Origin of the sequence: Streptomyces sp. NPDC048442 (assembly GCF_040651475.1) — a bacterium.
Lineage (GTDB): Bacteria > Actinomycetota > Actinomycetes > Streptomycetales > Streptomycetaceae > Streptomyces.
In genome coordinates, this window is sequence record NZ_JBEZKB010000023.1 from 110,659 (window position 1) to 131,566 (window position 20,908).

1 protein-coding gene is annotated in these 20,908 nt (G+C 72.1%); it reads right to left on the bottom strand.

The features are described 5' to 3' along the window. Positions 1-2: 2 nt before the first annotated feature. On the bottom strand, positions 3-20,870 hold the full coding sequence (locus AB0D18_RS29315) for an SDR family NAD(P)-dependent oxidoreductase (RefSeq protein WP_362424987.1): 20,868 nt from the start codon (positions 20,868-20,870) through the stop codon (positions 3-5). Positions 20,871-20,908 lie beyond the last annotated feature (38 nt).

The following is a 20,908-nucleotide window of genomic DNA, read 5'->3' on the forward strand; positions in this document are numbered from 1 at the left end:
GGTCAGGATCCCTTTCGTTCGGTGCGCGCGGACTCGTGTGCGGCGAGGAACTTCCGCAGAGCACCGTGCAGTTCGTCGGGGTGCGTGAGCGTGGGGAAGTGGCCGGCCCCCTCGATCTGTACGTACTGGGCGTCGGGGATGGCGCCGTGCAGCAGATGGGCCGTCTTGAGCGGGATCACGGAGTCGTGTGCCCCCTGGACGATCAGGGTCGGTACGGAGATCTCCGGCAGGACGGCGAGCAGGTTGGGCTCCTGGGCGAAGACGTCCAGGTAGCGAAGCCCGGTCTGCGGGTCCATGCTTTCGCAGCGCAGCAGGAGTTGTTCGAAACGGCGCCGGTCGCCCGGGCTCACCCGGTCCCCCACCGCGTCGAAGTCCTCGCCGACCACGACGGAGAGCCGGTTGACCTCACCGACGCGGTTGCCGCACTTGTACGAGCTGCACAGCAGGGTGAGCGAGGCCGTGTCCTGTGGATGGTCGAGCGCGAACCGCTGCGCGGTGAGGCCGCCGAAGCTGGCGCCGGCCACATGCACCGGCCCCTGCACACCGAGGGCCCGCAGCGCCGCGTGGTGCAGTCCGGCGAGGCCGCTGAGGGTCAGTTCGGGCACGGCGGTGGTGCGGCCGACGCCGGGTGCGTGCATCACGATCACCCGGTGCCGCTCGGCAAGGGCGCGGAACTGGTGCGCGAAGAGGCCGGCCCCGATGTTGAACGGGTGGATCAGGAGCAGTGCGGGCCCCCGGCCCGCCTCGAATGTCTCCACGTCGCCCTCGGGCAGCGTGAGCACCCGGTGGGTGACGTCGGCGCCCAGATCACGCAGGACGCCCGGGTTGTCGTCGGCCGCGCGGGAACCGTCCTGCAGGGCGGCTCGGACATCCTGCGGCAGGGTGTCCGCCGGGTGGTAGGCGGCCACGGCGCCGGAACTTCCGCGCTCCTGTCCGCCGACGCGCACCAGACGCAGTGGCTCCGGCGCGTTGCGCAGCAGTGTGGCGAGCCGTTCGGCAATCTCCTCGATCCGGGCCTCGTCCACCCCCACGGGCACGGCGAGCCTGATCCACGGCCGGGCTGCGGTCTCGTCCCCGGCGAGGAGTTGCGGCGCCCCGCGCACCCCGGTGTGCCGGAAGATCCACGCGAGGCAGGAGGCCACTGGGTCCTCGTGATCCGCGAAGGCCGGCAGCGCCGCCACGTCGAGCACCACGGCATGACCGGCGACGGGGGCGACCAGCGGTGCACCCGCCGCGGCCAGGCGCTGCCACAGCGTGCGTACGGCCGTCATCCGAAGACGTACCTGCTCGGCGGCCCAGTCCTGGTCGGAGAGTGCGGCCACGACCGTCTTGCGCGCGGTGCGGCCGATCTGGTGCCCGCGCATGGCCACCGACTCACGCAGCCGCTCGGCGAGTGCGGGGTCGCTGGTGGCGACAAGTCCGCCGAAGTCGAGGCCGAAGTCCTTGGACAGGCTGAGAGTGACGGCGTCGGCCGTGCCCAGGATGTCCCGTACCACCTCCCAGACGTCACGGCCGTGTTGCTCCGGATCGTGCTCGATGAGCAGATACGCGGCGTCCAGTACCCGGGATGCGTCCAGGACGAGGGGGACTTGGTGCGCCTTCGCGGTCCGCCGGACGGCGCGCAGTTCGTCCAGGGCCGCCGCGTATCCGCCGCGTGCGTTGTTGCCGATTTCGACACAGACGAATGCGGTACGTCCGTGCCACTGCGTCAGTGTCAGGTCCAGGGCGGTCGGGTCGAGGCCGCCGCGCAGCGCCGGTCCTTCACTGGACGCGGGGCCCCCGGCGGGGACGGGTTCGAAGCCCTGCTCCAGAAGGGTCAGGGTCCAGGTCGGGAACAGGCTGTTGTGTACGACAGCGCCGGGAGCGCCCGGCCGGCTGCGGCACAGGAGTGCCTCGGCGGCCCGCCCCGACTGGGTGGGGACCACGCAGTCGAACGGCAGCCAGGGCAGGCGGAGTTCGTCGGCGGACGAGCCCGGCACGGTGACCACTGCGGCGGCGAGAGCGCTCAGCCGTGCCGTGGCGGCGGGCAGGTCGAGTTCCGCCCAGGAATCCGTCACCAGATCGTGTTCGACGGCCTCGGTGGGCAGGCTCAGCGGGTTGTGGCCGTGCGCCGCGAGCAGACGGTCACGGTCCGCCGTGGAAACGGACGGAGTGGGAGCGGGAGCGGGGGCGGGACGGGTGGCGGGCAGCGGACGCGGGGCGTCCTTCAGGGCCGGCTCCGGGGCGTCCTTCAGGGCCGGCTTCGGGGCGTCCTTCAGGGCCGGCTTCGGGGCCGGCTGTGGTGTGCGGCTTGTGGGGGTGAGTTCGCCGGGGGCCGTGGCGTCGAGGTCCGGGTTGGCGATCATGAGGATCACGTCGGAGACCCCGGTGCGGCTCGCGTCGTCCGGCTGGCAGAGGTAGACGGGGGTGTTGACGGGCCGGAACTTGTTCTTGAACTGGTAGTTGCCCTCGTTGAAGATGCCGACCGACCGCAGCTCCTCCATGCCGTCGGCCACCTCGGCCGAGGCATTGGGCGAGTCGCCGAGGCGGACACCGAAACTGGCGCCGAAGCTGAAGCAGCTGATGCCTTCGGTGCGCAGGGTCTGCACGATCTGCACGATCGCGTGCTCGATGCCGCCCGGCGGCAGGCCCTTCGCGTAGAACTCGAGGTCGAGCAGGTAGGTGGGCTCGGAGGGCAGCTTGGTGACGATCACCGCGTTGGCGAGTACGTCGTCGCGGTACGTCAGGAACATCCGGTGCCGCCCGTCGAGGCGGCCCGCGCCCAGTTCGCGGCGGACCACGTCGACATACGGGTTGGTCATCTGCTTGACGGAGGCCCACTGGTCGATGAGGTCGACGATGCCCGCGTCGGTGGCCTGGTCCGAGCCGACCTCGTACTCCTCGGTGCGGCAGGTGCTGTTCTTGGTGAACTTGCCGATGAGGTAGCGCAGTCGTTGCATCCGTCCACCGGACACTGTGAACGTGTCCAGGTTCTCCAGGCGCTGGATCGCGCCGAACGGGGTGGCCGTGAGCCGGCGCCCCGCGACCTCGTCCAGGCGCAGCACCGACAGGAAGTTGGGCTTCAGGCTTTCCCGTTCGGCATAGGCCAGGTACTCGGCCGCGAGGATGGGGAGGTATTCGGCCGAGCCGACGTAGCTCCAGGCGAAGAGGACAGTGTCGCGCCGCGAGAAGTTGAAGTAGCCGGCACGGTCCTTGCCCAGGAAGGCGAGCGGGGCGATGTCACGGCCTGCGAGTCCGCCCTCCTTCGCGTAGCTGCGGTCAAGCTCGGTGAATACGGCTGCCAGCTCCGGGAGTTGGGGGAGGTTTCGCTTACGGACGATGAGCGGTCCTTCGACGGATGCGGTCGGTTCGGGGGCCGGGTGACCGGTGGCCGGGGCGGAGGTCTGCGGGGCTTCGTCGAGGGCCGTGGCGGTCTCGGACAGCAGGGTGATGACGCGCGGGCCGTGGTCGGCGATCAGCTGCTCGGTGAGCGCGGCCGTCGTCGGGCGGTCGAACATCAAGGTCTTCCGCAGGGCGCCGAATCTGCGCTCCAGGGCACTGATGGTGCGCAGCATGTCGAAGGAGGTGAATCCCGCCTCGGTGAAGCTCTCCCCGGCGCTCGGGGCTCGGCCGACGAGACGGGTGATGACGGTGGTGAGGAGCGCGGAGGCGTCGGTGGTGAGGGCGGCTGGGTCCGCAGGTGTGGAGGTCGGGTGCGGAGCCGGCTGCGGAGCCTGCTGCGAGAACCGTGCCGTCTGCGGCTCGGGCTCGGGCTCGGGCTCGGGCTGAGGCTGGGGCTGGGGCTGGGGCTCGGAGACGCAGTCGGCGCCGGGTCCCGCGGTGTTGAGCATCTCCTCCCAGGTACGGGCGGAGAGCGCCGCGACGGAGTCGCATTCGTAGAGCTCGGCAGCCTTCAGGTCGAGCCCGTAGGCCTCGTTGAGCTCCCTGACCAACTGCATACGGAAGATCGAATCGAGGCCGAGGTCGGTGAAGGAGTCACCGTCGGCGATCTGCCGGCCGGGCACGTCGAGGATGTCGGCGAGCGAGTCACGGATCCTCTCGGCGACCGCGCTCCGATCGGCCAGGAGTTCACCGGCCGGCGGCTCCCCCGGCACCGAGGTGTCGGGGGACAGTGCGGGGAGGTGTGCCTCCGCCGCTTCGGTCCGTACCGGAGCCTCGTCCCGCGGTGGTGCCGTGAGCGCGGAAAGCGCCTGCCTCGGTGGCGCGTTGACCGGGGAGAGCCGCAGCGGGGCGCCTCGCCCACGCGTCACGGGGGCTCGGTGGAGCCCGACGAAGGACGGCGCCTGCGTCGCGGCCGGCACTTGTGCCGGTGCCGCAGCCGGTGCCTCAGGCGATGCCGCAGCCGGTGCCTGCGCCTGTGCGGCGGCGGCAGCGGCAGTCGTTGACTGCGTCGTGTGCCGGGTGGTGGTGAACCAGTGCGGCGTGCCGGTGCGGCGGAACGAAGGGAGCGTGAGCCGGACCGGGTGGGCGTGCTGCCACAGTGCGGACCAGGTGCCGGGGGCGCCGGCCACCCAGGCCCGCGCGTTCTCCTCGGCGTCGGTGCTCCATGCGTGGCTCTTCGCGGGACCGGCGGTGCCCTGGTGGATGCCCGGCATGGCGAACTCGCCGGCGGCGGCGGCCGTCAGACGCTCCACCAACTGCTCGCGGTCCACGCCGACCACGGCCAGCCGCTCCGGGTACTCCTCGCGGCCGGTCTGCAGAGTCCACAGGAAGGCCGCCAGATCCACCTCCCGCTCGTCCTTGAGATGTCCGGCAAGCCGCAGGGCATAGTCCGCGAGCGCCTCACCGTCGGGCGCCGAGACCACCGCGACCTGCGCACCGGGCGGTACCGGCACGGCCGGCCGTGCGGGAGCCCGGTGGCCTTCGAGGACGATATGCGCGTTCGTACCGCCGAAGCCGAAGGAGCTGATGCCCGCGCGACGGACGAGGGCACCGCTCTCGTCCGGGACCCCCTCCCAGCGCCGGCCCCGGTCGTTGACGTAGAACGGGGTGTCCTTGAGCCGCAGATAGGGGTTCAACTCGTTGACGTGCAGCGTCGGCGGCAGCTCCGCGTGCTGCAGGCTGAGCAGCACCTTCAGGACGCCGGCTATGCCCGCGGCGGACTCCAGGTGACCGATGTTGGTCTTGACCGACCCGAGGGCCACCGACGGTTCGGTGGGCAGCGGGCGTCCCGTGTCCTCGTACAGCCGGGTGAACGCCTTCTTCAGACCTTCGAGTTCCACCGGGTCGCCGAGGCGGGTGCCTGTGCCGTGGGTCTCGACATAGCTGACGGTGGCCGGGTCGACGCCCGCCCGCCGATACGCGTCCGCCACGACGCGGGCCTGCGCCTCGGGGTTGGGGGCCGTCAGGGAGGTGGAGCGGCCACCGTGGTTGACGGCACTGCCGCGCAGCACGGCGAGCACCCGGTCACCGTCCGCCTCGGCCCGGTCGAGCGGCTTGAGCAGCACCGCCCCGGCGCCTTCTCCGCGTACGTAGCCGTCGGCGTCCTTGTCGAACGTCTTGCAGCGGCCGTCCGGGCTGAGCATGCCCGACTTGGTGAAGGCGCTGAACAGCCCTGGGCTCAGCGTCAGGTTGACGCCGCCTGCGACGGCGAGTTCGCACTCGCCGTCGGCCACGGCGCGCGCGGCACGGTGCAGCGCCACCAGGGCGCTCGAGCAGGCCGTGTCCACAGCCTCGCTCGGTCCGCGCAGATCGAGATGGCGGGAGACCCGGTTGGCGATGATCGCGTGTGCCAGGCCGGTGGCCGCATGAGCCTGGACCTCTCCGCCCGCTGCACGCATCAGTTCCGCGTAGTCCGAGGTGGAGACGCCGACGAACAGCCCCGTCGAGGTGCCCGCGAGGCCGGCCGGACGGTAGCCGGCGTTCTCCAGGAGCTGCCAGACCACTTCGAGGAACAGCCTCTGCTGGGGGTCCATCAGAGCGGCCTCGGCCGGGGAGATCCGGTAGAACGGAGCGTCGAAGTCGGCGACGCGGTCGAGGAATCCGCCGCGAAGGCCCTCCAGGCCAGGGTGCCCGAGCAGGAACGGGCGGTCCTCCGGCACTGGACGTACGAGATCGTCCCCTGCGGCCAGGTGCTGCCAGAAGCTCTCCAGGTCGTCGCAGCCCGGCAGCAGACCCGCCATGCCGATCACGGCGATCGGGCGTGAACGGCCGTCCTCGGCCCGGGTCCGCGGTGCGGACGGGCCGGGTTGTGGTGCGAGGGTGCTCTGCGGTCGTCGGGCCGCGGCCTGGGCGTCGGATCCGGCGTGAGCATCGGATCCGGCCTGGGCGTGGGATCCGGCGTGAGCATCGGATCCGGCCTGGGCGTGGGATCCGGCGTGAGCGTCCGATCCGGCCCTGGCGTCGGATCCGGCCGGCTGAGTCACGGCCTGCTCAGGGGTGACCGGCCGGGTGTCCGCTGCCGTCTGCCGGGCGCGCGCGGTCAGGACGCGGCGGACGTCCGCCGCGTTCTCCCGCTCCAGGTGCCGTGCGAACTCCCGTAGGGTCGGGGCCTCGAAGAGCGCGGTCGGCAGCAGGTCGATGCCGTACTCCTCGTTCACCTCGTTGACGAGTTGCGTGAGGGTGATGGAGTCGAAGCCGACGTCCAGGAGTTCCTCGTCGACGGGGACCTCCGAGGGATCGACGAGCAGGAAGCCGGACGCTGTGCGGCGCAGCCCCAGCTCGATCTGCGCCGCGAGATCGTCGGCGGCCTCGGCCGGCTCGGGGGCCTTCGTCGGGAGAATCTGTTCACCTACCTTGCCTTCAGGCGCACTTGGCGCGTACGACGCGGAGTTCTCGTGCATCGCGGAAGCCGGGCTCTCCAGGACGGCGAAGCACGGGCCTTCCCCCGCCAGCGCGCGGCAGAACGCCCTGAGGCCCGCCTCGGTGCTCAGCGGCACCATGTTCCACCTGCGGGCGAACCGGGCACGCGTCGACTCGTCCACGGTCATGCCGCCGTCCTCCCACAGGGGCCAGCAGACCGAGACCGTGATGCCGGAGCGCTCCCCTGCGAGGACGCGCGCAGCGCGCAGTTCGGCGAACGCGTCGAGGTAGGCGTTGGCGCAGGCATAGTCGGCCTGGCCCAGATTGCCCGTACGTCCGGCAAGGGAGGAGAAGAGGACGAAGAAGTCGAGCGGGCCGTCCCCGACGGCCGCGTCGAGATGAACCGCGGCCGCGGCCTTGGCCCCCCACACCGCGTCGAAGTCGGCGCGGGTCTTGCGGACGGCGAGTCCGTCGCGCGTGACACCCGCCGCGTGGACGATGCCGTGCAGGGCACCGTGGTTGCCACGGATCTCCTCGACGAGCCGCTGGACGTCGTCACCGCGCGAGACATCGGCCTGCGCCCAGCGCACCTTCACGCCGTCCTTGCTCATCGCTTCGATCCGGGCGCGTACAGCGGCGTCGGGTGCGGAGCGCGACGCGAGAACGAGGTGCAGCGGACGGCCGTGCTCCGCCAGATACTCGGCGATCCGCAGCCCCAGGGCGCCCGTGCCGCCGGTCACCAGATAGGTGCCGCCCGGACGCAGTGGCAGCTCCTGCGGCAGGCCCGCGGTGCGGGGCTGGAACTCCGTCAGGTGCAACTTCCTGCGGCCGCCGGGCCGCAGGGCGATCTCAGCGGGCTCGTCGCCGGCCGAGGCGAGCTCGGCGAGCAGCTGCTCGGCCAGCACGTCGGCCGGCCAGGCCTCCTCGACGACCACCCGGCTGCCGCGGAAACGGGGATGCTCCACGGCGAGCGTACGGATGACGCCCGCGGCCGCCGCGTGCTGCGGCTGGGTCGCGCCGGACGGTGACAGATGGGTGTACAGACCACGTACGGCGCCGTCACCACGCCGCGACAGGAGCTCGGCAGTACACCACAGGAAGGGCAGAACTCCCTCTTCCAGCGCGGTGATTGACAGAGGTTCGGCGGAAGAGTCGCAGACTGCGGGAGCAGCGGCGGAAGTGCTGGAGGCCGTGAGAGAACCGCCGATTCGTAGCACCGCGTCGGGCAGCAGCCCTCGCTCGGCGAGGGTGTCGGCCAGGCGGCGGTGCTGCTCGCGGTCCGTGAGGTCGAGGGTCCAGCCGTCGGCTGTCTCGGCCAGCTGACCGCCGTGGCCGAGCACCACACAGTTACTGCCCATGCGCCGCGCGGCGGCCGTGACGGCGCGGCCGAGGCCGACGTCGTCGGACATCAGGGCGAGGGTGCGCGGCGCGCTGCCCGCAGCCGGCCGGGCGGCCGGTTCCCAGGTGGGCCGCAGATAGCGGACTTCCGCGGACGGCCCGGCGTCGGGCACCGTGCCGTCGGATGCGATCGGTGTCACCGGTTTCACCTCCGGTTCAACCGGCAGCCAGTGCCGGGTCTTGTCGTATGGATACGAGGGAAGGGGAATGCGTCGCGGCCGCGGGGCCGGCCACAGGCGGGCCCACTCGACCCTGGTGCCGCCGGTCCACAACCGGGCAAGAGCAGGCAAGTCGCGGTTGTTGAGGAGCAGTTGTGGGTCCGTCTTCTCCACGGGTTCCTGCGCGGCCCCGGGGGCGGCGCCACTCCCGGGGCGGCGGGTGCCGACCTGGCCGGCGAACACGTGCGGCCCGTTCTCACCAAGGGAGTGGGCACGCAGCCGCTGTTCGAGCTGTGCGGCGCTTGTGGCATGTACCGCCATGCGTACGGAGTGCTCGTGACGGCCGACCTGGCTGGTGAACGCCAGCTCCGCCAGGGTCGCCGCGGGATCCGCGGGATCCGCGGGATCCCCGGCCAATTGATCGGCGATCCGGCCTGCTTGGGCGCGCAGTTGCGCCTCGGTGCGCGCCGAGAGCAGAAAGAGCTGTTCGCCGCCCCCGTCCGGCGCGGGGACGCGCCACGGGCGGGCCGGGTCCGGCAGGTACTCCTCCAATACGACATGGGCGTTGGCACCGCCCGCACCGAACGAGCTCACTCCGGCCCTGCGCGGCAGAGTCCGCCCCTCGGCATCCACGGGACTCATCCAAGGGGTGAGCGTGCGCGGCATGCTGAAGGACCAACCATCCGTATCAATACGGGAGTTGAGCTCCTGGAGGTTCACACACGGCGCGATCGAGCCGTGCCGGAGCTGCAGCAGGACCTTGGTGAGGCCGGCGATCCCGGCGGCGCCTTCCAGATGTCCGATGTTCGCCTTGACAGAGCCGATGGCGCAGTCGCGCGGCGGACGGTCACCGAAGGCGCGGCGCAGGCCGGCGATCTCGATGGGGTCACCGAGTGCGGTCCCGGTTCCGTGCGCCTCGATGTAGCCGAGCGTCTGCGGGTCGACACCGCAGTCACGGACCACGTCCGCGACGAGCCGGGCCTGCGCGAGGGGGTTAGGAACGGTGTAACCACCGGTCCTGCCCCCGGAGTTGACCGCACTTCCCTTGATGACGGCCCAGATGTCATCGCCGTCGGCGACCGCGTCGGCGAGCGGCTTGAGCAGTACCGCACCGATGCCTTCGCCGGGCACGTAGCCGTCGGCCTGCTCGTCGAACACCTTGCAGGCGCCGTCGGCGGCCAGCATGTTCAGGGAGGAGAGCGCCACCAGGTGCGCGGGGTGCAGGATCAAGTTGACGCCGCCGGCGATGGCGGTGCGGCACTCGCCGCGGCGCAGGCTCTGCACCGCCAGATGGACTGCGGTCAGGGATGAGGAGCAGGCCGAGTCGACGGCGAAGCTCGGCCCTTGGAGATCGAAGGTGTACGAGACCCGGTTGGCCACCGACCAGTACGCCGAGTGCGCTCCGGCGAGCCTGCCGTCGGCCCACTGCGCCGCCGCGAGCCGCCCGTACGAGCCGTACATGACGCCGACGAACACGCCGGTGCTGCGCGGCGAATCGGTCCGGTCGCCGAGCTGGCCCGTCTGCTCCAGAAGGTCCCAGCAGGTCTCCAGGAAGAGACGTTCCTGCGGGTCGATGTCGGCCGCTTCCTTCGGCAGGATGCCGAAGAACGCCGGGTCGAACCGGTCGATACCGTCGAGGAATCCGCCCCACCGGCCGTAGCTGTGCTGCGGCTTGCCCCGCTTGGGGTCGAAGTGGGTGCGCCAGTCCCAGCGTTCGGCGGGGACCTCCGTGACGCAGTGGGTGCCGGCGGAGAGGTTGCGCCAGAACGCCTCGATGTCGGGAGACTGCGGAAAGCGTCCGCTGACGCCCACGACGGCGATGTCCATGGGGTCAATGGCCACGGGGCCAATGGCCATGGGTTCGACGGGCGTCGGTGTCGGTGTCGGTGTCGGTGTCGCCAAATCCTCGGATGCGGGCTCCGTGTCCACACGCCCCACCGCACCGGCACTCGCGCCGGTGAGCGCCGCGAGGCGGTCGGCACACTTCTCCTGGAAGTACGCCGTGAGTTGAGTGATCGTCAGGTTTTCGAAGAGCAGTGTGGCCGGGAGATCGCCCAGGTCCTCCTCGAACCGCTGGACCACGTTCTGGCCGACCAGCGAGTCCACGCCGTAGTGCTCGAAGGTGGTGCGGTCGTCGAGTTCGGCCGCCTCGTACTTCAGTACTTCCGCGAAGACGCCCCGGACGTAGTCCCGTACGGCGGCTGCGGAGGGCGGGGCCTGCGGGCCTGCGGTCCGTGCCGACTGCACGGTCCGTACGGGCCGCTCGGCTGCGCCCTCGATCCCGAAGCGGGTGAGCCCGGCCGGGTCCGCCTTCATCGCCAGTGCCTGGGGCAGCCGGTGGGTGAGGATGCGGCTCAGCGCGGCCATGCCCTCGGCGGGCTCGATGGAACCCACCCCGAAGCCGGCCATCCGCTCCCGGTAGCGCGCGTCGGACACCGCGCCGACGCTGCCCCAGTAGCCCCAGTTCACGACCTGCGCGGGGATACCGAACCGGCGTCGCAGACGCAGCGCCAGGGCGTCCTCGAAGGTGCTGGCCGCCGCGTAGGCGGCCTGGCCGGGTGCGTCGACGAAGGAGATCGCGGACGAGAACAGGGTGAGGAAGTCGAGCGGCTCGTCCCGCAGGGCCGCGCAGAACGCCTCGGCGCCCGCCATCTTCGGGCCGAGCACCTCGTCCAACACCGATTCGGTCAGCTGGGCCACGGTCTTGTCGTGCAGGACGAACGCGGCGTGCACAGCACCGTTGACCGGGCCGAACCTCGCCCTGGCCCGCGCGACGACCTGGCGCATCGCCTCCGGGTCGGCGGCGTCGGCCTGCTGGTACTCGGCGGTGGCGCCGAGCCTGGTGAGGTCGGCGAGCAGCGCCTCGATCCTGGCGTCGAGCGGACTCCTGCCGACAAGGACGAGGCGGGCCCGCGCGGTGCGTGCGAGTGCGCGGCAGACCACGCTGCCGAGGCCTCCCGCACCGCCGAGCACGACATAGACGCCGCCGGTACGGAACGGGGAAGCGGAGCCGTCGGCCGCCGGAGCGGTCCACGGCGCGAAGGACCGTACGAGACGGCGGTCCGCGCGCAACGCCACCGGGCGGCTGCCGGTGGGCCGTTCGGCGTGGACGCGCCGGGCCGTCTCGACCGCCCGGTCTGCGACAGCGGCGGTACCCGGGTCGACGCAGCCGACGGTCCAGCGCGGGAACTCGGCGTCGAGTGCCGAGCAGTACCCGAGCAGGGCCGCGGCGCCCGGCACGATGTCGTCCACGTCCTCGTCCACGTCCGTGTCCGCGGACCGGTCACGGACCGCGCCCTCGTCGACCGGGGCATCGACGGCGCCGGGCAGAACCGCCCGCAGGTCGAGGCCGTGGTGGGCACCGTCGCGGTCAAGGACGGCCAGGACCAGACGGTGCAGCGCGGTGACGGCATCGCGCGCGGCACGCGCGTCCACCCAGGCAGGATCCGCCAACAGGTAGATGCGGTCCGGAAGTTGAGGAGCTCGGCCAATGGCTTCGGCCGCCTCGTCCCAGTCCACCGCGAGCACCTCGGCACCGGAGTGCAGCTCCGTCAGGCCGACGGCCAGCGCGCTGACGCCGGGGCCGTGGACCACCATGACCCTGCCCGGCGCTTCCACCGGACCGGCGCTCACCGCGTCGGCCTCCTGCCACACCGGCACGTACACCGGGAGGCCGGCTGCCGGGCCGGTGGGCAGGGGGCGCAGCATCAGCCCGTCCAGGCGGGCGACGATCCCGCCCTGCTCATCGGCAAGCCGGATGGCGAAGGTGTGTGCTCCGGTGCGTACGGCGTGGACGTACGCCGGTGTGGACAGGGGGCCGAGAAGTTCGGCGCGCTCCAAGGCGAAGGGCACCAGCGGGCCTTGTTCCGAACCCGCTTGCAGGACGGCGGTGACCTGCAGCGCCGCGTCAAGCAGTGCGGCATCGGTGCCGTTCGCGGGCCAGTGGCCCGCAGCGTGCTCGGCGGCCGGCGCACTCAGTACGGCGAGCGCCTCGTCGGCGCCGTGGCGGACCTCCTGGATGAGCCGGAAGGCCGGACCGTAGCCGAGCCCTCCGGCCGCGAACTCGCCGTACAGCGCGGCGCCGGTCCGCAGTTCGGGGAGCGCCCGGCCAAGGGCCTCGACGTCCATCCGATCGTCCACGTCGCCGTTCAGTGCGCTGACCTGGGCGCGGGCGAAGGGAGCAGCCGCCTCGTCGTCGTCGGCGGTGAACTCCAGGGCGTGCTTCTCCCCTTCCGCTGTCACCGTGGCCGCCCGCACCAGGCGTGTCTCGTCGGCGTGCAGGGGGCGCAGCCAGCGCACCCCTGAGATCACGACCGGTCCGCTCACGCCCGCGGCGCGGGCGTAGTCGAGGGCGAGGGACAGGGTCGCGGTGCCCGGCAGGAGCGGTCGCCCCGCCACGTGATGGTGGGCGACCACGCGGTGCTGCGGATCCAGGGTCCAGATGGTGGCATCGGCCGGCGGCCGCGCGAGTAGGGCGGTGCGGCTGCCGCTGCCCGTGTACGCGGCGGGAGCCTGCGGCGGCCCGGCCACATCCGGCACGGAGGAGCCCGGCACGGAGGAGCCCGATACGGAGGAGTCCGATACGGGGGCCTCGCCCGCCGGCGCCGTGACCCAGTGGCGGGTCCTGGTGAAGGGATGGGCCGTCAGGGGCTCGGGCTCCCGGTGCTCCCTTGCGGCGATGGCCGGATCGGCCGGGGACGGGGCCTCGGCGAGCACCACATGCGCGTTCGTACCACTGAAGCCGAAGCTGCTGACCGCCCCCACCCGGACCCCGCAGGACCCGGGGCGCCACTCCTCGGCGACCGGGGTCAGCCGGAGCGGGCTGTCCGTCAGGTCGATCTCCGGGTTGAGCCGGGTGAAATGGGCGGCCGGCGGGATCCGGCGGGCGCGCAGGGCCATGAGCAGCGCGAGCAGCCCTGAGATCCCGGCGGCGGTGGTGGTGTGACCGATCGCGGCCTTCACCGAACCGAGGACGCAGTCCGTGGCGCCCGACTCGCGCAGCACCTCGTTGAGTGCCTTGACCTCGATGGGGTCGCCGAGATGCGTGCCGGTGCCATGCGCCTCCAGGTATCCGAGGTCGGCGCCGGTGACGCCGGCCCTGCGATGCACCGCACGCAGGAGCTCCGACTGAGAGTGGGCGCTGGGTGCGGTGATTCCGTTGGTCCTGCCGTCCCCGTTGACTCCGGTGCCGCGGATCACGCCGTGGATGCGGTCCCCGTCCTCCAGCGCCTTGCGCAGACTCTTGAGGACGACCACGCCCACGGCTTCTCCGAGCACGATGCCGTCGGCGTCCGCGTCGAACGGGAGCGATCGCCCGGTCGGCGAGAGCATGCCGGTCTTGCTGGTCCACACATGCATCCGCGGGGTCGTCATCAGCGCCACACCACCGGCGACCGCGGTCTCGCAGTCCCCGTTGCGGATGCTCTCGCAGGCCAGATGCACGGCCACGAGGGAGGACGAACACGCGGTGTCCACCGCGAGGGTGGGGCCGGTCAGATCGAGCAGATACGCGATCCGGGCAGCGAGGATCGAGCTGCTGCTGCCGAGGAAGGCCTGGCCGGTCTCGGCAGCTCCGGCTTCTTCGAGCAGAGACTGGTAGTCGCCTGTGCCGCAGCCGACGAACACACCGCACTTCTGCTTCCGTGCGGCGTCGGTGAGCCCGGCGTCCGCGAGGGCCGTCCACGCCTCTTCGAGGAACAGGCGCTGCTGCGGGTCCATGGCCTCGGCCTCAAGAGGCGAGACCTGGAAGAAGCGTGCGTCGAACTTGTCCACGTCGTCGATCAGGGCAGCCCATTTGCTGTACGAGCGCCCGGGCACACGGCGGTCGGGGTGGTAGAAGTCCGCAGCACGCCAGCGCTCCGGCGGCACTTCACGGATCTGGGAGCGGCCTTTGACGAGGTTCTCCCAGAAGGTGTCGAGGTCGGGGGCACCGGGGAAGCGTCCGGCGGCTCCGATGACGGCGATGGCCTCCTGGAGGTCGGGGCGGCCCGGGGCGGCTGCGTGGACGGTGGTCCAGGCGGCCGTAGCCGCGTGGGCGGCGGGTGAGGCGGTGGTGCTCTCCGCGTCCGTGGTGGTCGCCGGATTCGTGGTGGTCGCCGGATCCGGGGTGGAGAGCGCGACGAGGCGTGGCCCGGGTGCGGCGGGCACGGGTGCCGACGGCATGGCGGGTCCGGGCAGCGGGGCGAGACGGACGCGTCCCGTGGCCCCGGAAGCCGCCGCCTGTGGGGCCGGTTGCCCGCCTCCCGCGGACTCCTGCGATACGGCCCGGTGCTCATCGGCCCGAACCGGTAGGGGAGTTGGTGCCGGTGCGGCGACAGGTGCGGCAAGGGGGGCAGCGGCAGACGCGCCCGCAGGCGGCTGCACCTCCCGGGCTGCCGCCCGGTGCAGGGACTGGTTCTGCGCGCGGATCGACGTCACGTGCTCGGCCAGGGCCGGCAGCGTCGGATAGTCGTATACGGCGACGGAGTCGAGGGCCAGGCCGAAGACGCGGTTGAGGTCCTTGGCCAGTTCCACGGCGCCAATGGAGTCGACGCCCATCTCGTTGAAGCTGAGCCTGCGGTCGAGTTCACCGGCGTCCAGGTACAGGACCTCGGTCAGCGTGGTGGCGATGACCTCTTCCGCTTCCGCCACGTCCGGTCCGTTTGCGGAGAGCTGCCCCTCCGCGGCCTCGGGCACACGCTCGGCCGGCGTCGTTGCCGGCACCGACGCCGGCGGGGCGAGAGCGGCGGGCGGCCCCGCAGCGGCAGGAGACTGCGTGGCGGGCGACTCCGTCGGCCGGTCCTGGCCGGTCCTGCCGTAATCCGCGACCTTCCCGAAGTGCTCCCGTACCAGAGCGGCCGACCCCTCGCCGAGGACCTGCTCGTGCATCCGCACCTCACGTTCGATGACCGCCGGCAGCTCGCGGAGCATCCGCCCGGCCAGCTCGCTCTTGAGCGCGGCCACGGCCTGCGGCGAGAGGTCGGCGACGGAGCGGGCGAGGTCGAGGGCCGCGGGCAGCACCTCGGTCGCGTCCCGGAAGACGACCGTGGCGCCGCGCCGTTCCAGCTCGGCACCGGCGTACGGCCGTCCGGTCAGAAGCATCTCGGTGGCCAGGGACTTCCCGAGCCGCTGTTCGAGGATGTAGGTCGCGCCCATGCCAGGCGTGAACCCGTACTTGAGGAAGTTGCTGCTGTACACGGCGTCCCGTGACATCACCACCATGTCCGCGTACAGGCCGAACGCGAGGCCGCCGCCGGACGCATGGCCCGAGACCGCCGCGATCACCGGCCGGTCGCAGCGCAGCAACCCCTCGTACACGAACGGTGTGTCGGTGAACCGCGTGCGCCGCGCGGAGAGGTCGGCGAGCGCTTCGGGCGTGCCGCCCATGCTGAAGACCTTGCCGGATCCGGCAAGCACGACCGCGCTGACGTCGGGGCGTTCGGCGATCTGCGCGAAGGCCCACTTGAGGCCGTGCATCAGACCATCGGTGAACATGTTCTGCTGATCAGCCGCGGCCATGGTGACCAGGGCGATGCCGTGGTCGAGCACCTGCAGGTCCACTTCGGAACCGGTGTACGGGGCGACGGGGGCGGGGGCCGCAGGCTCGCTCGCCGGGCAAGCAGGGGCCACGCTGTGGTCCTCGCGGGGCTGACTCACGCTCCCTGCCTGCCAGTTGCCGAGCCAGCACCGCTCCTCACGGAACGGGTGACCGGGCAGCGCGATCCGCCGGTGCGTCCCGGCGGTCGCGAGGGCGGGCCAGTCCACGTCCTCGCCCGCGGCCCAGGCCGCGGCGGCGTCGTGCAGCCGTCCGGCACGGAAGGCCGCGGCGCACCCCTTGGCCGGGGCCGAAATGCCGTCACCCGTAAGGAAGATGTCCGGGTGCGGCAGGCCGCGGTCGTCGAGGTAGCTGTCGAGCGCGGCGCACAGCGCGGGGACCGATGAGGCCACCACGGCCAGCCGTTCGGGCATCGCGGACCGTCCGACCCGCAAGGTGTGCGCCACATCGTCCAGACGAGGCGGGCTGCCGTCCCCGTACCCATGCCCATCCGCACCCGCACCCGCCGCTGCGTCCGCGTCCGCAGACGCAGACAGGCGCGCGACGACGTCTTCGATGCTGTCCTCGGGCGTCACCGCCGCCACGCCCGGGTGGCCGGGGCGCAGGCTCGCCGCCCGCTCCCGCAGGCTCAGCAGATCGGCGCGGTCGAAGCCGAGGTCGGCGAGCGGTTCGGTGGGGTCGACGGCCGCGAGCGGAATCCCGAGGCAGTCGGCGGCCTCTTTGAGGAGCGCGTCGCGCAGCGGTCCTGCGGCGGCGCGAGCGGGCTTGAGGGCATCTCGCAATGCGCGGGCGCTCGCCCGCAGCGCGTCGGCGTCGCGTGCGGAGAGCAGCACGAGTTCGGGACAGTCCGCGGCGGGCGTTCGGGCCGGCTCCTCGGTCCACTCCTCGACCACCAGATGGGCGTTCGCGCCGCCCGCGCCGAAGGCGCTCACGCCGGCCCTTCGCGGTCCGCCACCGTCGGGCGCGGGCCAGGCTTCCAGCTCGCGCTGTACGGAGAACGGCGTACGAGAAAAGTCGATCTTGGAGTTGGTCGTCCCGGCGTGCAGCGAAGGAACCAGGGTGCGGAACCGCAGCTGCAGCACCACCTTGGTCAGCCCGGCAATCCCGGCGGCGCTCTCCAGATGTCCGATGCCGGACTTGACCGAGCCGATCCGGCAACTGCCCGGCTCACCGGGTCCGTCCGGAGCGAAGACCCTTCGCAGCCCTTCGACCTCGATCGGGTCGCCGAGCGAGGTCCCCGTGCCGTGCGCCTCGACATAGCCGACGGAGTGCGGGGGCACTCCCGCGCGCTCCAGGGCGCCCCGCACGACCGCGGCCTGCGCAGTGGGGCTGGGGACGGTGAACCCGCTTGTGCGGCCGGTGTGGTTGAGGAAGCCGGCGCGCAGCACCGCGAGAATGCGGTCGCCGTCGGCACGGGCACGGGACAGCGGCTTCAGGAGTACGGCTCCCACGCCTTCGCCCGGCACATAGCCGTCGCCGCCCTCTCCGAAGCTACGGCAGCGGCCGTCGGTGGAGAGGAACCTGCCCTGCGCGAGCTGCAGATACTTCTGCGGATGGGCCGCGACGTTGACGCCGCCGGCCAGCGCGAGGTCGCACTCGCCGCGGCGCAGGCTCTCCATCGCGAGCTGGACTGCGGTGAGCGAGGAGGAACAGGCGGTGTCGACGGCCATGCTGGGGCCGTGCAGGTCCAGGACGTAGGAGACGCGGTTCGCCACGGCCGCGTGCATGGCCGTCGGCGCCACCCCGTCCGGTGCGTCCCGTACCAGCTGGTAGTGGTTCCACATCACTCCGGCGAAGACGCCGACAGTCTGCTTGGAGAGTGCGGACGGGGAGTATCCGGAGTCTTCAAGGGTGCGCCAGCAGGTCCTGAGGAAGAGCCGTTCCTGGGGGTCCATGCGTTCGGCCTCGCGCCGCGAGATCCCGAAGAACGCGTGGTCGAAGCGGTCCGCGCCGTCCAGGAAGCCTCCCCAACGGCCGTATGTCGTACCGGGGTTGTCAGGGTCGGCGGCGTACACCGCGTCATGGTCCCAGCGCTCCCGCGGCACTTCGGTGACACAGTCCCGTCCCTCGGCGAGGTTGCGCCAGAAGGTGTCGAGGTCGCCGGCGCCCGGGTACTCCCCGGCGACACCGATGATCGCGATGCCGTCCTCTGCCACAGGCGCGGGAGCCGCGGTACGCCGGGTCTCGGCGGCGCCCCCGGTCAAGGCTGCGGTCTCCCCCGTGGCAGCGGTCTTCCCCGTGGCAGCGGTCTCCCCTGTGGCAGCGGTCTCCCGCACGGCGGAGGGGAGTGCGGGGGACACGGCCCCCGCCTCGGCGGGCGGGAACAGTGCGTCGAGGCGGTCCGCGTCCCCGTACGCGATCGACGTGCGGACCCGGTCGCCGGTAAGGCTCCGTTCGAAGGCCGCGATGCCGTCCGCCGTCGGCAACGGCATCGTGCCGCTCTCGCGCCGGGCCCTGTCAAGGGCGGACTCGGAGATCCGCATTCCGCCCTCCGCCCACAGCGGCCAGGCCACCGAGACGGTGCGGCCGGCCCGGTCGGCGCGGGCGGCCCGCCACTCGGCGAAGTGGTCGAGGCAGGCGTTGGCGTACGCGTAGTCGCTCTGGCCGGGGTTGGCGACGACCGCCGACAGCGAGGAGAAGAGCGCGAAGAAGTCCAGGTCGTCCTGGGCGGTGGCCTCGTCGAGGTGGCGTGCGCCCAGGAGTTTGGGGGCGAGGACGGAAGCAAAGTCCGCGGGCCGCTTGCGGAAGTACAGGCCGTCGCGTACGAGTCCCGCGCAGTGCAGCACACCGTCGACACGGCCGAAGAGCTCACGGGTGAACCGCAGCAGACGCTCGGTGTCGGAGCGTGAGGACACATCGGCCGCCACATGGTGCACCTCGGCACCGGTCTCCTGCCATGCGGCCATCCGGGCACGCAGCGCGGCGTCCGCGGGGGTGCGCGAGCAGAGCACGATACGGGCCCGCGCTTGCGTCGCAAGGCGGTCGGCGAGCAGGGCGGCGATTCCGCCGGACCCTCCGGTGATCACGTAGACACCGCTTTCCCGGTACGGCGATCCGGTGCCGGCGGGGCGCTGCGGGGACGCGGTCCACCGGCGTACGAGGCGCTGTCCCGCGATCCACCGCGCCTCGGCCTCGGTGTCGGGCGCCGCGCTCGCACGCGGCCCGTTCTGCGTCAAGGGGGCGCAGGCGAGGCCTGCTTCGGCGACGATCGCCGCGGCGATGGACACGGGTGCGTCCTCGGCCCCGATGCCCACGGCACGGACCCGGACCACCGGGGTCTCGGCGGTGACCGTACGGGCGAAGGCCCCGATGGCCGCCTCCTCCGTGACCGCCGCGTCGCCGCGTACGGCGTGCAGCCGCAAGAGCGCGACGGGGTGGGTGGGCGCGGTCTGTACGAGTGCGGTGGCAAGCGCCCAGACGTCGACCACGGGGCTGGTGCCGCCGTCGTCCATTCCGGCACCGGCCCTCAGGCCGCGGGCGTCCACCAGGACGAAGGAGCCTTCGCCCAGTCCGAGCCCGGCGAGCTCCCGCCCGATCCGGTCGGGGTCGGGGCCAGGGGCTGTCCCGGGCGCGCCCGCCGGGCCGGCGGCGAACGCCGGGCCGTCCGGCAGGGTGACCACCCGCCGGCCCCCGGCCGCGGCACGCACGGCCTGCGTCAGGTCGGGTTCCGCGCCGATCAGCACCAGGTCCGCCACCGCGGCGCCCTGACCGTGCCCGGACGGCACCCACACCGGGTGGCGGGCCAGCACGACGGACGCGGCTTCGGGTGAGGCGGGCGCGGGCGGCCGCTGCGGCTCGGCGCCGGCCGGCTGTTCGGGCAGTTCGGGCGCCCCGAAGGTGGCCGCCAGGTACTGGGCGACGCTGTCGATGTCCGTGTACTCGAAGAGCAGGGTGGGGTACAGCGTGCTGCCCACGAGGTCTTCCAGCTCCTGACCGACCTTCAGAAGGGATACGGAGTCGAGCCCCAGCTCGTAGAACCCTGTTGACGTCGCGACGCGATCGGCGGGCCGGCCGAGCAGATCGCCGATCCGGGTGCGCAGCCAGCCCGTGTAGAGCCCGGCCGCACTGTCTTCCTGCGGACCGGTGGCATGGTCCTGGGCCGTCGCTTGTGCCGTCTCGGCCTTGTCCTGGGATCCGGGCTCGGCGAGCGGGCCCGCTCCGAGTCCGTCCGTGGCGACGGCGTCCGCCCCGGAGACCAGGCGCTGGATCAGCTCGGGGTGGCGGATGCGCTTGCAGGTGAGCCGGCGGAACTCCGCCGCGAAGCGGCCCTGGGCGTCGTACAACACCAGGTCGCTGTCGAAGAGTTCACCCGAGTCCGAGAGCTCCTCCGGCCTTGGCACATGCACCACGAGGCGGCCCGACAGCGGGCGTGGCGCGCGGAAGCTCTCGATGAACATGGGGATGAACGGCCGGTCGACCGCCACTCGGGACTGGCCGTACGCCACGATCGTGGCCGCGTCCAGTTTGGCCGGGTGGAGGTGGAACGGTTCGTCGCCGACGCCGTCGTCCGGGTCGGTGTCCAGTTCGGCGAGCAGCCGGCCGCCACCGGTGTGCAGGGTGCCGAAGCACTTCATGGCAGCGCCGTGCCGGATGTCACGGGACCGGGTGAGTGCGTACATCTCCGCCATGTCCCGGTGCTCCCGGGCGCCGCGGCGCTCGGCGTCCACATCCAGGGCGGCGGGCCACGGCAGGTCCTCGAAGTGAAGCTCTGCGCGCAGGTTCTCCTTCCAGTCCCCGGTGGTCCCGTCCGCAGAGAGCCGTCGGCTGTGCGCGGTCACCGGGCGGTGGGGGCCCGTGTCCGCGCCGATCCTGACGCGGATCTCCCGGTCCTGGCCTTCGGCGGTGGCGACGGCCTCGGTGAAGAGGATGTTGCGCAGGACCACCCGTTCGATGTCCGCACCCCGGTCGGCGAGGATGCGGTAGACGATGTCCAGGAAAGTGACCCCGGGCATCACCGAGGTTCCGTGGACCCGATGGTTCTGCATGACGAAGTCGTCGTGCCGCAGGACGATGCGACAGTCGATCTCTGATTCGTTCACGGTGGTTCGTCTCCTCCGTACGCGGGCCGGGCGCGCTG